The organism is Rhodococcus sp. 15-725-2-2b, from assembly GCF_002259075.1.
Taxonomy (GTDB): Bacteria; Actinomycetota; Actinomycetes; order Mycobacteriales; family Mycobacteriaceae; genus Rhodococcoides.
Genome location: NZ_NPFL01000017.1, coordinates 41078 through 58986, shown reverse-complemented (window position 1 = coordinate 58986; position 17909 = coordinate 41078). Strand labels below are relative to the sequence as shown.

Sequence of the window (17909 nt, the reverse complement as noted above, 5' to 3'; positions counted from 1 at the left end):
TGCGAGTTCGACCCAAAGTGATGAGTAAAAGATGACCACCGGCGACCTGCTTTCAGTCCATCGGAATCCCGCATGGTCCACCATCGTGTAAACGGACCGCCATGGCCATTCGACTCCACCACGACTGAAAGTGATGAGCTGGAAAATAAGTGCAACACCGGCCGATCACGCTGTCGACCTGGACCAGTCGGCAGCGGTCATACCGGCGGTTTGCGAACACCCAGCAACCCACTCTCAAGGCAGCCACACTTGAAGAGGGACTAACTTGCCCGCAGCTCAAGGTCAGCGCAGCACAACCAGTAGCCTCGCCTTTCACTTGATCGACGATAGCGATAGCCGGCTCGCGACAACGCTTGGGCGACGGACGCGTATTACACCACATAAATTTTGAGCTGTGTTTGAGATAGATAGTCAATCGAAAGTTAGCCGATGCCAAAACTCATTAGAGATTGACCCAAGTTGCAGCGTGCAGCGCCTCAACTGCCTAAAGTCGTCTCCTCGATCAACCTGTCATAAGTATCGACGATCGGCGACCACAGCGGGTGCACTCGGTCAGGAACCACAATATGTGCGCGCCGACGTGCCCTGGTGAGTACGACGTATAGTAGACGCGACAAAGTTGGGTACGGGTGTCCCTCGTTGCCGTGGTACTCATCGTCCTGCAAGAGCAGGATCGTTACGTCGGCCTCCCTCCCCTTGGTTTGATGCAAATTCATGACCTGCACCGGGTGCGGTCGCAATCCTCCGTTTCCCACCAGCGTGGAGTGGCGATACCGCTCCAATTCCGCTTCGACCACGCTGAATGGCCCGCCGTCGCGAAGGTGCCGTAACGCTGCCCGGGTACGACGGGCCGCTAGGGTCCATGTCTCCTGGCCGCGGCGCGTTCCTAGGCGCGAGTAAGCACCCGAGACGACGTCGGCAAGCCTGTCGACATCCAACGGGTTCGACGCTGCGAGAAGATCATTGGCCACATACGACAGGGCGCGTTCGAATACCGGGTTCGTCTTCTGCACTATGTCCTGAACCAACGGCGTGTGCGCCCGGTAATTCGCAGCGACGTAGACCGCGAAGGCCGATCGACCGGGTACGCCGTGCAAAGCGTAGCGGAGCATAGCCGCTTGCGCGTTCAACGCCTCCGCGTACGCCTCGGAAAGACCAACCTGCTCGTGCCGCACTCCGCTTTCGGTCAGAACGTCAGACAGTTCGGTTGTCGCTGCGTTGGTGTGGGTGAACACACTCACCGTGTGCTGCTCCGCGCGTTCCGCGGCGATTATCTTGATTGGGGTCTCGTACGGGGCCCTGCCCCCAATCCGCGTGACGACAAGACGCCTGCCCTTTACGGCACTCACGAACGCTGCGTCGTTGAATCGGCGTTCGCGCGCTGCGTCGGCCGCCGCAGGCAGCACGCCTGTCGTGTCGCGATGGCTGGTGACCGGCAGGTAGATAGGAACCGAGCCGGGAAGCCGTAGGGCGTCCGCCACACGGAGGTCAGGGTCGATCCTCTTCATCTTGGCGTAGATGCATTGATTGACGTCGCCGAGCAGGATCCGGCGCGACGTCGGCGCGATGGCCTGCATGAACTGCCACTCTTCGTTGCTGGTGTCCTGAAACTCGTCGCAGATCACCAAGGCATAGCGACGGCGGTAGTAGTCGGATACCGCGTCATTATTGAGGATGTCGAGTGCCATCGGGATTAGTTCCGCGTAGCGCAGACTGTCGGGAACGGAGCCCTGCACTCGGTGTTCTGCCTCCGACTGGATCCGTATCGGCGGAGGATGGCCGTATGCCGGGCCCCAGTCGTTCACGATGCGCCAAGCGAAACCGTGGAAGGTGACCATGTCCATGCGGTTGAGCAACGGCCCCACCACGAGCCCTGCGCGCTCGACGACCTGAGCCACTGCGGTCCGCGAGAAGGAGATGAGGAGCACCCGGGCCCGGGACGGCAACGGCGTCGCTACTTTCTCGGTCAACATTCTGTGGCGCTGCGCGTCGTGCGACGCGTCGTTTGAACGGATGAAATCCGCGGCCGCCGCAGCCGCCGTCGTCGTCTTGCCTGTGCCGGCTCCCCCGAGCACGACGGTTACCGTGGCCACCGACTTGATTACGTCGATCTGCGTTCCGACTGGGGTGAAAGTCACTTCGCTGCTCATGCCACCGTCGCGGTGGGGGTCAACAAATCGATACGGCGAGGACCGGCGTACGCGGCGGACGCTACAAGGCCTACGGTCGCGAGAGCTTCCTCGATGACAGGGGGCAGCGCGCCCGCACTTTCGACGACGGCGTCCAGGAACTGCTCATGTAAGCCTTTTTTGTGCAGGACTGTCGATACAACGCCAGGCACATCGTCATCAGACGTGCCCACGGACGGATCGGGGATTCCATACGCAGGCAGCACCCCTGAGGCGGCACGGAGGTGGACGACATTGACGCCCGACTGCAACGCCTGCTCGATCGCGGTCTTGAGAGGAAGCCGGACCACCGCGTCACACGCGGCCTCGATGTCTGCCAGCACCGTCGCCGAAGTCTTGTCCGGATCGCGATCGATGAGCGCGATGACGCGAAACCCGAGTAAACGCGCAAGATTCGCTACGCGCGGGATCTGACCGGTTCCGCCGCCGGAGCCGTTGTCCGCCGATATAAGGCGCACGCCCATCGCCGCGAGAGGCGAGCGGGCGGTTCCCGGGTAGCGGTCAGCCGCGCTGAAGGTTGTCAGGTCGTGTGGGCCCTCCACGATCGCAACTACCGGCGCCGTGAGAGCGGGTAGCAGCTGAGTGTGCACTAGGCGCCGCACCGCAATTTCCTTCCGGTCGCTCGGCACCGCAAGCTGGTGGTGGCTTCGAATGCCTCGGAGGCGCGCGAGCCGCACCAGCTCGGCAGGAGCGAACGCTCGTGCCACCTCAGGCCGCCGCGTGGACACCCACACCTGCGCGGCGGCGGCGCGCAACGACGCGGCCAAATGTTCGGAGGTGGCCGCGTCCAGTCCATCGCCGAAGTCGTCGCCGAGCACAATTGGGCGGTCAGTAGTGGTGGCGAGCAGCAGCGCCTCGGCCGCAGCCAAGACCGCCGACGTCGTTGATCCGTGGTTTGACAGGCCTAGCAAGCCCGCGTCGTCGAGTTCCAGCGCTGGTTGCACGGTGCGCAGCAAGGCTGACAATGAGCCGTCCTCCGGTTGAAACCGCACAGCGTCGGCCGTAATCGGCGTCCCAGTTAGATGGTGAGAGAGTTCCCCGACCTTCAATACGTCGTCTACGGTCGCCGAGATGGTGGGGTGCCGCGCGAGTGCTGCTGTCGCGGTGGCTACCGACTTCTCAAGCGTTCGGAACGCTTCGGACGCCCCTTCGGCGTTCCTTTCGATAACAAGCCGTCGCAGCGCACCTTCAGCTCTCAATTGAAGCGGGCGCTGCATTGACAGGACGATGACAGGAAGGACCCGCCGGGTCGCAACAGGGACCTTCGCGTACTGCGCTACTGCGGGGTTGCTACGTGCCGGAAAGTACACAACGTGCTCAAGAGAGTCGGCTTTCGGATCGTAGGTGACCCGATAGCTGAGCCGCACCCCAAGCTTTGCGTCGAACGCCGCGTTTCCGGTGTTGTCGATCTGGTCGCCGTCGAGCGGTTCAAGGAACCCATCGCACAACTGTTCTAGCTCTGGATCGAGGTCCACCAGGGTCACCTCGACTTCGGCGTAGGGAGCCAGGGTTGGTTCATCCACACTAGTCCCGCCGGCCGGTCCAGCTGCCAGCACGTCGACGGGCTGATTCTCGGGTGGCGGGGTCGGCGCACTAGAGCCGTCCGTCGTGCACGCGTCTTCGGCGGGCTGGTCCTCGCACGGCGAGTTCGGTGCACCAGAGTCATCCAACGTGGATGCGTCACTTACATTCGTCGAGGTGCCATTCCTATGCCGTCGGATGTCGGTGAGCGACGGCTGCACGCGGATGTACGCGGGATCTAGAAGTCTCGCTAGTGCGGCGATCACATCGGTACGGCCCGATCGAGGCACGCCTGCAAGCACCACATGTTTCTCGGGTCGAAGATCCAGCTCTGCCCAACCGCGGAAGTCTTTCAGCCGCAGGCGCGAGACGCGCACATTGCCCTCCTGGTCTGCCGTGTCGACGCAAGTGCTCTTTGACCCCCACGCCGATAAGACGGTAACAACCCCGAGCAAGCCGTGGTGGTGGACGTGCGTTTTTCTTTAACTACAGAAGTGTGCAGTGTAGGCAGCAACGTGCCCAACGCAGCTACGCGTTGGGGTGAATTTTTACCTATCACAGAGTTGGGATGACACGCCCCAGGCGGACTTCAAAGTCGAACGCGACCTCCGTACGATCTGCGCCACGCTCGCGGTCTCGGACATCAGTAACTCTAAGCAGTAGAAATCCGCCTTGGGATCTCACGGCAGCAATGTTTCCGACTGCAACTTTACGCGAGTAGTGGCTCCAATCATACGCACCTGGATCATCAATCTCATTGAATTCCTTTGCGAATCGCATATCAGCAACGTAACTGGTGTGATCGAGGGCGTACACGCTGTCATGACCGCATCGCGTCAACCTAAATCTAAATTTTAGATTCCCGTGTTCGACGCTGAAGCTGCCGTCTCCAATTGAATAGTCGAACGAAGCGCTACCGCGCTGACCAATAGCGATCTTGTACTGATCGATGAAACTGCTGTTGTCTTTTGCAATCTGCTCACGGAAGTCCTCGTCGAAATCCTTCATCGAGATTTCCGCATCGCGTAACATTTTCCAACCCTCACGATAAATCTTTGGGTTCGGATCGTAGATCCCTACGTAGACTGCACTCACGCCATGATTAATCAGGTGAGTCGCGCATGGCTTCTTCGGGTCGTTGCGACGTGAGCACGGTTCCAACGTGGTGTAGACGGTTGACCCGCTCAAGTCAACGCCCTCTCCGCTGAGCCGCTCGAGCAAACCGTACTCGGCGTGGCGACCCTCGCCGGTCTCACCTCGAAACGATTCACCCAGCACCCGACCGTCTCGGACTACCACAACACCTACTGCGGGCTTGTTGCCGGCTTCTGACTTGCTCTGCTTGCCCATCTCAACGGCTCGTCGCATAAACTTTCGCCGTTCAAGATGCTCGTCCACCCGGATACTCCTCAAATCGTTGGACGTTCAGCTTACCGACGAAGCCGATACGATGCCCCCTCACAACTGCTGTTCCGAACCACTTGAGGGCCATCGTCGGCCGCATGTACAGGTGCTACACGTGACGTGATGCGGTTGATCTTCATGGCAGCGCCGGCGATCGACCTTTGTAAGTGCGGCCGATCACTCCGGTTCACGTTCGTTCCGTCGTGCGATCAGGATCTCCCCGGGAAGTTGATAGAAACTAAGTCGCCGACGCGTTCAAGCGCCGCCTTCGCCGAGGACGATATGACGAGAGATGCCTGCTCGCTAAGAGTGAATACACCACCTTTCTGATGCCGTCTCCGGAATTTCTTCCACTTCTTCCAGATAGAAGCGTCGGCGACCATTACAACATCGACAAATGTCACCCACCCGGGCTCCTTCAGCGCATCCGTCAAAGCGCCGACGACGTCTTCCGATACGCCGGTCGAGGGCTTCTTCGCCGAAAGTCCGAATTCCTGCCGTGTGTAGAAGTCATTGATTTCTTCGCAGGAGTAACCAATGAGAATTCTCGTGTTGACGTCCGCGGAGTCCAATATGCTCAAGCGTGAGAGCAGGTATGCGCCGACGGCGTCAGCCTCAGTCGACGAAGAAGCCTGCGCCGCGTACATGCCTGCTCGAATGCGAGCGTAGTGGTGGAACGCCGCGGGATTGTCGAGCAAATCCACCACCATCAAAAGGTCGGTGAGTGAGACGACCCAGGTCGGGCGTCTGGTGCCACCCGCGACAGCAAGACCACTGAAGGAGAACGGATCGATCCGTTCGAAGGTCACGATGATCGCTGTGCCGCCCGAGAGCTCCTCTGGAAGTAGCTGGACCGGCTGCCCGTTCTCCGTTGGCGCGAACGATCGACCTCCCTCATCCAGGATGTAGGTAAGGGCGCGGTCAGTCTGCTCGAGCGCTTTACCAAGGATGGTCTTGATCTTTGCGTCTACCCGGCGCGGAGCCCCGCGCCGTCCAGGTTCGGTCAGTGCAATAGCCTTGGCCTCCACCACCAGCGGCCACTCTGTACAGACGAGGGCATCGATCTCGCCGTGAGTACCGGCGGCCAGGTCGTAGTGTCGCCCTGAGTGGACGTTGGCAGCACCAAATATTTTCTCCAGCGCGCCAGCAACCATGCGCTCATGCCCGTCCTGTCGATGTTTATAGTACTTCGCCGGGTCGTAGCCGTCACGCTTCGGTTCCACAGCAAGCCGGTGGTGGATGACGGCCGAGAGCGCCCACGGATCTGGAACGAGGTAGGTGCCCTCGTCGATCGCTATACAGGGGTGGGTGCGTGCTTGGTTTAAGTCACTGGGCGAACGGAACTCAGGTTGACAACCGTACTTCGTCGAGAAGAAGTCCAGCATGGCGGCAACCTGCTCCACAGCGATACCAGTTTTCTCCGCCACATCGGCTGGATTCCAAAGTGTAATCGCGTCGAACGCTGTACGGATCGCTTCTCCCGCCTCAACTTTCGAACCGCCGCCGTTCAAAGCGTCAGCGACAGTGTTGAGCCCGTCCGAGAATGTTTGGTTCGCAGATCGGGCGACACGTCGCGTACAACGAATGACGTCAGCTGGGTCGAAACCGAGCCCGTTCAAATAATAGTCGCGGTGTCGCCCAGACACTTCGGCGTCCACATGTTCGAGGTGCGCCGCATAACCGGGCATCCGATCAGCTTGATAATCCAACCGCATCTGATGAAGTAGGAATCCACGCTCTTCTTCGCCGTCGGCGGCGTCCTCAATGGCCTTCGAGGCCATGCGAACTTCATCGGCTTCGAAGATGTCACTGATCAGTTGAGTCACGCGGCGCGTGACCTCAGTGGGAGTGCCCTCTTCCCCTGCGGGATCTATGGATAGCGCAACGCCGACTAAGTACTCGATCTTCGCAGCCCACGTAGACGTGGTGTCACCGTCAGCGACACTCTGGCTGCTGTAAATAACGGTCATTGCTGGTACCACTACCGAATTGATGAGCTGGGTGAGATTTCGACCGGCCATGAGTGCGCGGAGCTCGTCAATCATCGCAGTCATGTCACCTGATTGTTCTTGCAAGGCGCCCAGTAGCTCGTTCAACAGAGCTTCACGTTTAGGCCCAGGAGGGATCGAAGACCGTATCACCTCGGCCCCCGACGTAGGAGTCGTGGACTCGAATAACGCGTCGAGATCGGAGGGGCGGTGTTCTGGGAATCCTCCGAGTCGAGTCATGTTCTGATCGTAAATGAGTCATACGACAAGCACATTGGGATACCTGCAGCCCGGAGCCCACTTCCCGGGCCAGAATCGCTGCGCGCGGTTGGCAGGTACATGCTGTGGGCGTACATGCCACAATGCCGTCGAACCTCATCGACGGGTCTTGGGTGATTTGGCCCTCCAATCGCACACTGAACAGATTCGGCTGCCACAGTTTTCGTCGTCGGCGTTCTTGTTGATGCGCCTTACCGAAACTAGTGGCGCCCGCGTATCATCATCCGCTTGTGCTGGCGACGGGCGGACTCCAGTTGTGGTGCGAATATTTCAATGCCTGCTCGTCCGACGGAGGAGACCGACGGATCGGGCGACTGTGCGTAATCTTTCATCTGCTCGAGATGACCGGCGATACGTTCGTGGCGTTCGCCCCAGTGAGTGCCAAGCTCTATCAAGGTGGCTATCTGACCGGGGTCCACTCCCCGCGGGACTAGAATTCGGGCCAGGTCGTGGATTGGTATTGCTGGCCCAATGCTGTTGGCCGAGTGTAGAACGAACTCGGTGTCTACGACGTGCGTGTCAAGGAGGTGAGCTACCCATTTGCTGTCCCCACCGTTCAATGCCCAGAACACTCTGCGTCGAGCTGAGTCAACAGGACACGCTTCGAGGATCCTGGTCTTGGCGTCGATGTCCAGCTTGTAACCGGAATGATCGAAAGCGTCTAGAACGTGAAAAATGTCGCTCGTAGAGGACCTTCTCATCGCACCGATGAACACCTCCTCATACACATGAGGAGTCCTGACGAGCAGCTTGTCAAAGAACTCGTGATCCCCGTACAGATGGAATTTCATCGGCAGTTCGAGTTGCGCTATTGCCGAAACCCACAACGGCTCGAGCCCTGGAGTTAGAAACGCGCCTTGATCGTCGCTGGCAGCGAGCAATGCTGCTGCGGTGGCTGCTCGGAGATCCTTCCTGTCGGACGTTAGAAGTCTCCTGATCGCACTTTCCGCGTGTTCGTTCCTACGGACTACCAGTTCGAGCTCAGCGATGTCCTGCGGGGTGACTCTCGGTTCGACGAGGTTGAAGTAGCGATCGACATGCCGCTCTGACAAGGCAGTATTCACCAGAGCGCCGCGGACGGCAGGCTCGTCCAACAACTCGATGAAGAGGTCGTCTTCGAGTGCGTAATCATCGAGTACACGACTGAGCACAGGGTGCGCTTCGCGTAAAAGCCCGTGGGTTCGTGCGGCCTCTAGCCAGGGCACTAACCGGACGTCAGAGCGAGCGATCGCCGCGAATACCGTGTACGAACGGTTCGCGACACCCCAGTCGGTTCCGTCGAACTCGGGCTTGAGTAGTGCCAATCGCTCGCACAAGACTTTTGGGTCTTGGACAAGGTACGCGGCGACGTGCGTACGAGCTTCCTCTTCTATGTGTTCGCGCCACTGCCTCCAGTTCGATCCGGGTGGCCGTGCCTCGAACAGGAACGCGAGCAGTGGGTCCGTCTCGGGGTAGTCCTTACCCAACGGCTCAGCAAGGGCGCGTACTTGAGCGCGAAGGCCGGGGTAGTCAGCGCTTGCGTCCACGACGTAATCCGCAATGGAGATCGCTACTTTGGTTGCAGTAGATGCTTCTTCTGCGGAGACGCGAGCGCCGGGATGCGATTCGAGCCCGCGCGCGACACGCGACCACTCGCTGGCCAGGTCGACGAGCGACTTGAGGTCAGAGCGCGTGAGGTTGCTCGGTTCGGCTCCGAATGGCTCCCATACTCGGTCCATGAGCGTCGACATCGCGTGTGCAGGCAAAGTCGCACTGACCATTCGAGCTACATTGAGGTCTTCGGCGCTCATCCAACTCGCATCCAACGTCGGACGAAGCAACTGGCGTAGAGCCGATACCGCGACCGAGGTGCGTTCAGACACTCTGCCGTCGTCTTCTGTCCATCTCTGGATCCGCAACCACATCTCTGCGAGTAGACCTATCTGAATGGTGCCCTCGGGACCGAATCCACGCACATTGTCGACGACGCTCGTCCAGAAGGACTTCGGATCTCCACCTGACTGGCGAATCTGACAGGCGACATCGGCGGCCACAACCGCGACCTCGAATACGTGCAGATGCGCTATCGCCGCGCCTAGTGACCTGGTCACTACGTCGAGGGCGGCGCTTGTGACGTATGCCGAATCGCCCACACTAGCGCGCCAGTTCGCAACGGCCCGATCCACGACTAGTTTTGCTTCCGCCGGGCCAAGGTGCAAGAACTGTTGCAGCAAAGGTTCACGTGCGCCAGCGACCTCGACATCGTCGATAACCAGGTCGAAGAGTCTGTGCGCGGTCAGGTTTGCGTTGGGTGCCTCCGCTACCGCGCACCTTGCGACCGCGTGGGCGATCTCGAGTCGTTTGTGGGGCCATGATTCGAAGAGTTCGCTCACTGGAATCACGGGGGTGATGCCAGAGAAGAAATACTCCACGGTAATGGGAACAGCGAGTATTTCCGGGGCAACCTTGTAAACGTTCTCGTACTCGCCTCCTGAGCCAAAGTGGTGGTCCACGTCCAGCAACCCTCCGACAGCGACTTCGTTGATTGCCTGTGTCACTACTGCCCTCGAGTGCCCCAGCTGTCCGGCAAGCTCTGAAATTTCCGAGTCCCGCAGTGTGCCGAGTAGAGCGATCAGCGCGAGAATGTCACGGGCCGCGGTTCGTAGACCCGCGCGCTCCAGGTAGGTGAGGACGCGGGCATGAAGCGCAGTACCTCTGTACACGTCCGGCAACCCGACGTCTGTGCGTGTCAGATCCGCGAGGTAGACAGCCCATCCCGGACGACCTTGCGCTTGGTCCAAGATCCGCGCCAGTTCGATCTCGCCTTCGATTCCACGGTTGCGAACGATCCTCGCGATGTCCGGTCGAACCAACGGCTCGACTTCGAACTCCACCCGATCCGGAAGCGCCGCACCGACCTCATCTCGTTCGTGAGGCCAGCAGACGCCGATTAGCGCGAAGGCGAGCTGCTCCTGCCTGCGGATCACGGTGAGCTGCTCGAGCACAGCCAACCTCCGCCTGGCATCGTCGACCACTACGTAGGACGGCTGCGTCTCCAGTATGTCTGCCATCAGTTGCTCGTCGTTGGGTATGCCTTCGACGAAGTACAGTTCGTCTATATTGCTCAGCAGAGCGGACTTTCCCACTCCTGGCAGACCCCACACGACAATGTCACTCGTCAGCGATTGAAGCTGTTCCAGCACACCATCCCGTCCGATGAGGCTCGGCGCAGACGCGCCAAACGTGATCGACGCGGGTACTCGGGAAAGGGAGAATGGACCACCACGCAGGCGGAGTAGTTTCTTCCGCCACTCACCGTTTGCGAGAAGTCTGTCGGCGAAGAAGCTCCGATCCACGATCGCGTGCAAGCGGTATCCGAGGTCCTCCGCGAGTTCGTAGAGTTTGCGACGTTTCGACTCGTTGAGCTCTGCCAAACTGACAGATACCAGCCACTCCCCGGGAAGACCATGCTCGGTGAGTGAATTCATCGCGGTCCGAAGGTTAGACCTAGCGCCATTCTCTGTTCGTGATGACGTGATTGCCATCCGTACCGGGTCCACACCAGGCGACTGGATTAGATCAGCGTCACGACCAGAATCGGATCCCCCACGCACCGGAACCATGTTCGGGTACGTCACACTCAACAGGCTAGTAGCGCATTCCTCGAAGACAGTGGCATTGATCCGCACAGACGTGTCTGCCAAAGATGAGGCGATGCGCTCGTACAGGTTCACAGACACTTCCTTATATTCGACGTTCATGACTGTGCATTGGTCACACCAGCGACGACAGCAGACCCCGCCCGCCTACTCCGTACCTACTGCACGATGCAGTCGCTTGAGCCGTCAACCAGCTGCGCCAAGTATTGCACCCTGAGCAGTGCGTCGGGCTTTAGTCAACGAACTCACGCGAACACAACCGACCATAGCCATCAAATACGTTGCACTGATGAGTAACTCGTATCCAAGCCACCACACAACGCACACGTGTGGCACAGGCCGGGCAGTAGTCATGGTTCGCATCCGGTAGTGCAACGTCAAGGTTGGTCGCTCGTAGCGTTTCAAGTGCAACGCGGTATGAAAAGATGATCGGGTGCGCATCAGCAAAGACGAGGAGATCGCCGAACTGCCTGCCACGACAGCCCGTACCTTGGCACGCTGGTACCGGATTCCCCACGTCATCGGGGTCGCTGCCGAGGTCTTAGGCATCACCGACGCAGAAGCCATGTCCGCCCTCCACGCCCTGGCCGCTGCCGGCTATCTTGAACGATCCGGCGCGACCACCGACGGAGAGGACTTCTGGGTCACTACAACTCAAGGCAACGCCCTGGCGCAGGCTTCTTTCTCCCGACCAATCACCCGCGGGACAGCGGACAAATACGTGAACGAAATCGTGGACCGCGCCGGTCAATACAACGCCGACCCGACCAAGCTGCTAACTGTGAATCGGCTTTACGTATTCGGCAGCTATCTTGACCCGGGTCGCACCCACGTCGGTGACGTGGATGTCGCCATCGACATGCTTCGCCGCAACGACGTCGATTGGCCTTCACAGGCACGCGAGTACGTTATTCGGAGCGGAAAATCCTTCGAGAGCTTCTACGAGGAATTACATTGGCCGACAACGGAGCTGGTCCGCCATCTCCGCGCAAGACGCCCCGCGATCAGTATCACGAACGACGAGATGGGGTCGCTCATCAAAGATTTTCGCTTAATTTATGACGTGTCTGCCGATCCGACAGCCATTCAGCCATCACCGAGTGCCGGAAAACACGTCATGTGAGTCGGCAGCCGCCTACGTTTCGGCCGAAAGTAACCACCACAGATTTTCTCTGCACGATAGACTCGCTCCGTGCCAGACAAGGACGGCTACGTTCTCATAGATGAACTACCCGACGACGACGCCCGTGTGAAAGAAGTGTTCGCACGGTTCGGCCTCACTGCTTACAAGGCTCAAGTGTTCGACCATGGGCTCGTCAATCTTGTGGCCTTTGCGCGAGGATCGGAGATTATTCACAGGGCAACCGAAATCGACGCTCTGTTCGTCGAGCTGTTCCGCAAGACAACCGGCGCGCTTGTCAACACCATCTCCAAAGAGAACCGTCTGGGTCCCGCCGACCTGGAGACCTGTCGCCGCGCGGTGTCGGAGAGGAATCGACTAATCCATCATTTCTTTCGTGATCACGCCGAAGACTTCATAAGCGCCGCTGGGCAGCAAATAATGATCAACGATCTCGCAGATATCGCGCTATTACTTGACGCTGCCGAAACGGCCTGCAGTCGCGTAACGCTCGAAGTGGGCAAGGCGCGTGGGTTGACCGCGGAGCTCGTCAACCAAGAGTTCAATCGCCTTATGGAGCGCGCTGCGGACTAAACCCATTACGTACTTCTTAACGGAACTAACGGAGATCTGCGGCCCGGTCCTCGCTATACCGTCGCGACACTCGGGGGGGTCGAGCCACAGGTGAAGGCCGTCGGCTGCGGGCTTGAGCAGAGCGTTGTCGACATCTTCGTCGACGGCAGTCGTCTCGATGTCCTCGGCGACGCAGTCTGTGTTTGTACGCGGGAGACGTCAGCTGTGCTTCGACACCGCTTCTGACAGCGTGCACGAGCCTCACCCAGGATTCGCGTCCGACAGACGCCCAAGCAATCCTCAGCACGCATCCGGGTGACGCCGGCAATCACCTCCCCGCCAGTGCTCGGAGTCCCTCGATCAGAGGGGCACTCACAGCCGGCACACATCTGAAGCATGCCGCCAGGCTCAGACCGGATGATCCATCGGTGAGCCTGACGACTGGCACATGCGGCCAGCTTGTCCAACAGATCCGGTAAGAACCACCGCCGTTCAGGTGAGGCCGCGTTTCCAAAAAGATGAGTAAGTGATGAGTTGGGGGGGACGGCGATCCCCTGAGCCAATCCCGCTGTCCGGAGATCGGATTCAGCGCCAGCTCAGAGGCAGTTCTTAAGTCGTTAGACATGCACTTGACTCCCGGTAAAAGCGATTGAGGTTCAAGTCCTCGAAACTCCCTACGCCGCTTGAGAACCCGCAGGTCACAGAGTTGGCCATTATTGCGAAGCTTGCAGGTCCCCATAAGTATCCGGACAACAAAAAGTGCCCCTGACCAGCATAAATGCTATTCAGGGGCACTTGGTGTGCGCCATCAGGGATTCGTACCCCGGACCCGCTGTATCTGGCTCGGACATCCGGTTTGTCCGTTGGGACGCCCCCGATGGTCGTGGCTGGGCGCGCGAGCTCTGGGCAACGTTGGGACGGCGATCTGGGTTCTGACTCGGGAGCGAGATGGCGTAGCCGTCTCCAAGGCTGACCTGTTCAGCGCGTTTCTGGTTCTTGCCGCGGTCGTCGATGCGAGAGTTGCGCGCTTGATCTCGGGTTCGACAGTCGATTCGTCATCGGATTCGGGCCCCGGCGATGCAATCCACGAGCACCACAGCCACCGCCGCCTAACGGGTCGCGGTGATGCCACCGTCCACCGGGATCGTCGCCCCGTGCAGGTAGGCCGCCTCGTCCGACACCACCCAGGCGATGGCCGACGCTATCTCCTCGGGTGTACCCGGCCGGCCGGCCGGTATGCCGGCGGTCATCGTCGCAATGACGTCACCGTCCGAATCGTTGATCGGAGTGCGGGTGGCGCCGGGCGCGACGGTGTTCACTCGAACCCCCCGTGGTCCGAACTCGGCTGCCCAGCTTCGAGCGAGCTGAGCTTCGGCCGCCTTGGTGGCGGAGTACAGGCCGACGAATGCGTGGCCGACCGTGGCCATCCACGACCCGACGACAACGATTGCCCCGCTCCCCCGTTCGGCCATCGCCGGGGCAAGTGCGGCGGTGAGAACATGCGGTGCCCGGATGTTGACGGCAAGTGCCGCGTCCAGATCGTCATCGGTGAGGGAGACGGTGTCGACGGCCGGGCAGATCGCCGCGTTGTGCACCAGGATGTCGACCCTCCCGCCGAGAGCGCTGGTCCACTGCTCTGCGAGGTGGCGCAGGTCGGTCGGTTGAGCGGTGAGGTCGCCGCTGACGAACACGGCGGATCCGCCGTCGCGTTCGATCTCAGCGACCAGATGTGCGCCGCGCTCGGCGTCGCGCCCGGTGATCACGACGCGAGCTCCGCGGGCCGCGAGTGTGCGGGCGGTGGCTGCGCCTATTCCGCTCGTCGAACCGGTGACGACGGCGGTGCGGTTGGACAAATGCAATAGGTTGCTCATGACCACCATTTCACCGTCCAGCCCGGTATCGCACCAGGGCGAGCGCTGCCTGGTCACGGCGTGACCAGGCGCACCCAGTGTAATCTCCGTACTCTGAGCAGCGTGCCAGCAGACAGATCCGCACTCGGAGCATTCCTCCGCTCACGACGCGACGCACTCACCCCGGCGACGGCGGGGATTGCGCCGTTCCCTGGACCGAGGCGAGTTCCGGGCCTCCGCAAGGAGGAGCTCGCGGTGCTCGCCGGACTGAGCACCGATCACTACAGTCGACTCGAGCAGGGCCGCCAGCACACGGTCACCGACGACATCGTCCATGCCCTGAGCCGGGCATTGCGCCTCGACGAGATCGAGGATGCGCACCTGCGGAACCTTGCCGCTCCGATCCGCCGGGGACGGCCCAGTACGTGGGAGTACGCGCAGCGTCCCGATCCCGGTCTGATGCGGGTGCTGACCACCTTGGATCACGTTCCCGCGCTTGTCCTCGGGCGCCGATCGGAGATCCTGGCGTGCAACATGCTGGCGCGGGCAGTCCTCGGCGAGGAGATCGCTGGGGGCGCGGTGTTGGTGCGCTGGCTCTTCCTGGACCCGCGTGCGCGCGAGCGCATCGTCAACTGGTCCGATTACGCGTCGGCCGCAGTGGGGGCGATGCGCTACGAGGTCGGTCGCCATGTCGCCGACGCTCGATTGATCGCTCTGGTCGACGAATTGCGTTCGGAAAGTGTGGACTTCGCCCGCTGGTGGGACGATCATGGTGTAGCGGATCGCACGTCCGTCGACAAGAAGATCGCTCACCCCGTGGTCGGCCGACTCGCATTCGGCATCGAATCCCTTGTGTCGCCGCACGACCCGGAGCAACGCTTGATCATCTATACCGTCGAGCCCGAGTCGTCTACTGCTCGAGCACTCCCTATGTTGGCGTCGTGGGGGCCGGCATCTGCCGAGTCAACGGGCTGACGCGTGGACGATCAATCGATCTACCCTCTTGGTCGGTCTTCGACTTCCGCAGTCGGATGTGCAATCCGTGGTGCCGGTGCACGGTGACGTCACCGCACACCATCTCGGACAGTTCGCTTCGGCGGTAGGCACCGGCGAACCCGAAGAGCAGGATAGCCGAGTCGCGGCATTCGAGGACTTCGTCTGCCCACCCGCGGCACCGCGCCCGAGCGGTCCCGACGAGGAATTTGATGTCGTCGACCAGTAACGGGTCAGCGGCGACGCCGATCGGGTGCGCCGGCATCCTCACGTGACCATTCGACTCGCACCAGTTGTGGCGCGTCTCCACGCGGCCGCGTACGTCTTACGGGTTCCCTCGGAGCGGGAGGACTGCACGGCGGCCGCGATCCGGTTCGCGACAGCGGCCGGGATCTCTTGCTCCGCAGCGACCGACCTGACAGTCTCTGGGATGCCCACGACCGTGCCCCGCAGCCAACATCTGTGTCAACGAACTCCGCCGCCTGTCCTCGAATATGGCACGGACTCGAAGGCGACTTCTAAAACTTGCGTGACACTGAACGAGGCATACCTTGTCGGCCTCAGGCGAGCCTGAACGAATGTGGACTGCCGTGGTGTGTGGTGGACCAACAAATGACTGGCCGTGGATGTTTCTGTACTCACGAAGGATCTGGCTCTTGGTGGAGACGCAACCACAGCCCAGGGAGGCAGCGGCCTGGCCATTACCCACCCACCGTTGACCCGTTATCGCGTCAGTCCCCGAGTGGTCCTGATTTTTCGCCGTTGTCTGGTAGCGCGGCGTACACCTCATCGGTAACAGGTTCGAGCCACTCATTGCTGACGTTCTCGCCAGGCGTTATGAAGGCGAGGTGGGAAAACCACGAGCCTGCCTTTGCGCCGTGCCAGTGCTTCGTGCCTGCCGGCACCCGGACCACCGATCCAGGCGCCAAGCTGACTGGATCTTGGTGCTCGGCTTGGTACCAGCCACTGCCTGCCGTACACAGCAGAATCTGGTCGCCTCCGCCCGCAGATCCGTGGTGTATGTGCCAGTTGTTGCGGCAACCAGGCTCGAAACTGACGTTGCTGACGGGGACGCTGCCATCGGACAACGGAGCTAGGTAGCTCTGGCCGGAGAAATACTGCGCATAGGCCTCGTTGGGCTCCCCGAGCGGGAAAATTTGATCGAATTCGCTAGCGGTCATGTCGTCTCTTTCAGCTCGTTCTCAACAGACTGTGGGCCGGCTCGATTTTGATCGCGTTTGTCTGACGCATCGCCAGTCGACTACGAAGCCCTCGACCCGAATGGCGTGTCGATCGAGGCTCGCCTGCGCCGGTCGATCAGTAGTTACACCTAGCCGTTGACCAAGGCAATGTGCTCGGCGTCGTACCGGTCCCCGCGCACTCCAACGGACTTTGCCAGCAGGTTCAGGCCGTTCAGCTCGTCAGCGGACAACCCGACCTCGGTGGCCGCCGCGTTCTCGCGGATACGTGCGGTACGGCGGGTCCCCGGGATCGGAACGATCCATGGTTGCTGCGCCAGCAGCCAGGCCAGGGCGATCTGACCTGGTGACACGCGCTTTGTATCGGCAAGGCCTCGCACGTGGTCGACGAGCGACTGGTTGGCAGCAAGGTTCTCCGCCTCGAACCGCGGGACGCGGTGGCGGATGTCGCCGTCGGCGAAACTTGTGGACGCATCGACAGCGCCGGTCAGGAATCCCTTGCCGAGCGGACTGAAGGGGACGAAACCGATTCCGAGCTCGGCCAGAGTGGGTAGCACCTGCGGTTCGGGATCCCGAGTCCACAGCGAATACTCGCTCTGAACCGCAGTAACCGGATGAACCTTGTGCGCGCGGCGAATCGTCGTAGCCGAAGCCTCGGAGAGCCCGAAGTGCCGGACCTTGCCCTCGCGGACCAATTCACCGACGGTGCCGGCGACATCCTCGATCGGGACATTCGGATCTACACGGTGCTGATACAGCAGGTCGATGACGTCCGTACGAAGCCGCGTCAGTGACGCCTCGGCCACACGCCGGATCTGCTCGGGACGACTGTTCAATCCGGCGACCCGGCCGTTCTCGATATCCCAGCCGAACTTCGTTGCTATCACCACCTGCTCGCGGATAGGTTCGAGAGCCTCGCCAACAAGCTCTTCGTTGACGTAAGGGCCGTAGACCTCGGCGCTATCGAAGAACGTCACTCCTTCATCGGCTGCCGAACGCAACACTGTGATCATGTCGTCGCGGCTGCCGGGGTTCGGGCCGTAGCTCTGCGACATGCCCATCGCCCCGAATCCGATCGCGGATACCTCGAGATCACGCCCAAGTGTTCTGGTGTGCATCCTCATCCTTTCGTTTCAGTGGTGCCGTCGAGTCTGG

The 17909-nt window shown here is 60.7% G+C and carries 11 protein-coding genes; 3 read left to right on the top strand and 8 right to left on the bottom strand.

The features are described from left to right. Positions 1 to 476 precede the first annotated feature (476 nt). The 5 genes from CH306_RS18375 to CH306_RS18355 all read right to left on the bottom strand — a co-directional run bounded on the left by CH306_RS18375 (position 477) and on the right by CH306_RS18355 (position 11121). A complete protein-coding gene (locus CH306_RS18375; protein ID WP_217901415.1) occupies positions 477 to 2150 on the bottom strand; it encodes a UvrD-helicase domain-containing protein in 1674 nt (557 codons plus the stop codon). Then, complete coding sequence (locus tag CH306_RS18370) at positions 2147 to 3712, bottom strand: hypothetical protein (RefSeq protein ID WP_217901416.1); 1566 nt, start codon at positions 3710 to 3712, stop codon at positions 2147 to 2149. Before CH306_RS18370 ends, CH306_RS18375 begins: the two co-directional genes overlap by 4 nt. A 553-nt stretch (positions 3713 to 4265) precedes the next feature. Next, positions 4266 to 5108, bottom strand: a complete 843-nt coding sequence (locus CH306_RS18365; RefSeq protein ID WP_094631410.1) for a hypothetical protein — start codon at positions 5106 to 5108, stop codon at positions 4266 to 4268. Positions 5109 to 5323: 215 nt separating this feature from the next. Beyond that, the gene (locus tag CH306_RS18360; protein ID WP_254924331.1) at positions 5324 to 7168 is read right to left on the bottom strand and encodes a hypothetical protein; all 1845 of its coding nucleotides are present in this window, start codon (positions 7166 to 7168) and stop codon (positions 5324 to 5326) included. Between the two features lie 413 nt (positions 7169 to 7581). Then, entirely contained in the window at positions 7582 to 11121 is a 3540-nt protein-coding gene (locus tag CH306_RS18355) for a hypothetical protein (RefSeq protein ID WP_143546497.1), read from the bottom strand. 331 nt (positions 11122 to 11452) lie between these two features. Between CH306_RS18355 and CH306_RS18350 the strand changes: the two genes are divergently transcribed. Beyond that, a complete protein-coding gene (locus tag CH306_RS18350) occupies positions 11453 to 12142 on the top strand; it encodes a hypothetical protein (RefSeq protein WP_094647450.1) in 690 nt (229 codons plus the stop codon). 69 nt (positions 12143 to 12211) lie between these two features. After that, positions 12212 to 12733, top strand: coding sequence for a hypothetical protein (locus tag CH306_RS18345; RefSeq protein WP_094631414.1), 522 nt, complete (start codon positions 12212 to 12214; stop codon positions 12731 to 12733). Between the two features lie 1088 nt (positions 12734 to 13821). On the opposite strand, the gene CH306_RS18340 is transcribed toward CH306_RS18345, so the two are convergent. Continuing rightward, positions 13822 to 14583 (bottom strand): SDR family NAD(P)-dependent oxidoreductase, encoded by a 762-nt coding sequence (locus CH306_RS18340; protein WP_217901417.1) that lies wholly within the window; start codon positions 14581 to 14583, stop codon positions 13822 to 13824. 102 nt (positions 14584 to 14685) lie between these two features. On the opposite strand from CH306_RS18340, the gene CH306_RS18335 reads away from it, so the two are divergent. Next, entirely contained in the window at positions 14686 to 15537 is an 852-nt protein-coding gene (locus tag CH306_RS18335; RefSeq protein ID WP_094631416.1) for a helix-turn-helix transcriptional regulator, read from the top strand. A gap of 749 nt (positions 15538 to 16286) precedes the next feature. Here the strand turns inward: CH306_RS18335 and CH306_RS18325 are convergent. Both CH306_RS18325 and CH306_RS18320 read right to left on the bottom strand, forming a co-directional pair. Beyond that, a complete protein-coding gene (locus CH306_RS18325) occupies positions 16287 to 16736 on the bottom strand; it encodes a cupin domain-containing protein (protein WP_094623333.1) in 450 nt (149 codons plus the stop codon). 149 nt (positions 16737 to 16885) lie between these two features. Further along, positions 16886 to 17872, bottom strand: coding sequence for an aldo/keto reductase (locus CH306_RS18320; protein WP_094623334.1), 987 nt, complete (start codon positions 17870 to 17872; stop codon positions 16886 to 16888). Between the last annotated feature and the right edge of the window lie 37 nt (positions 17873 to 17909).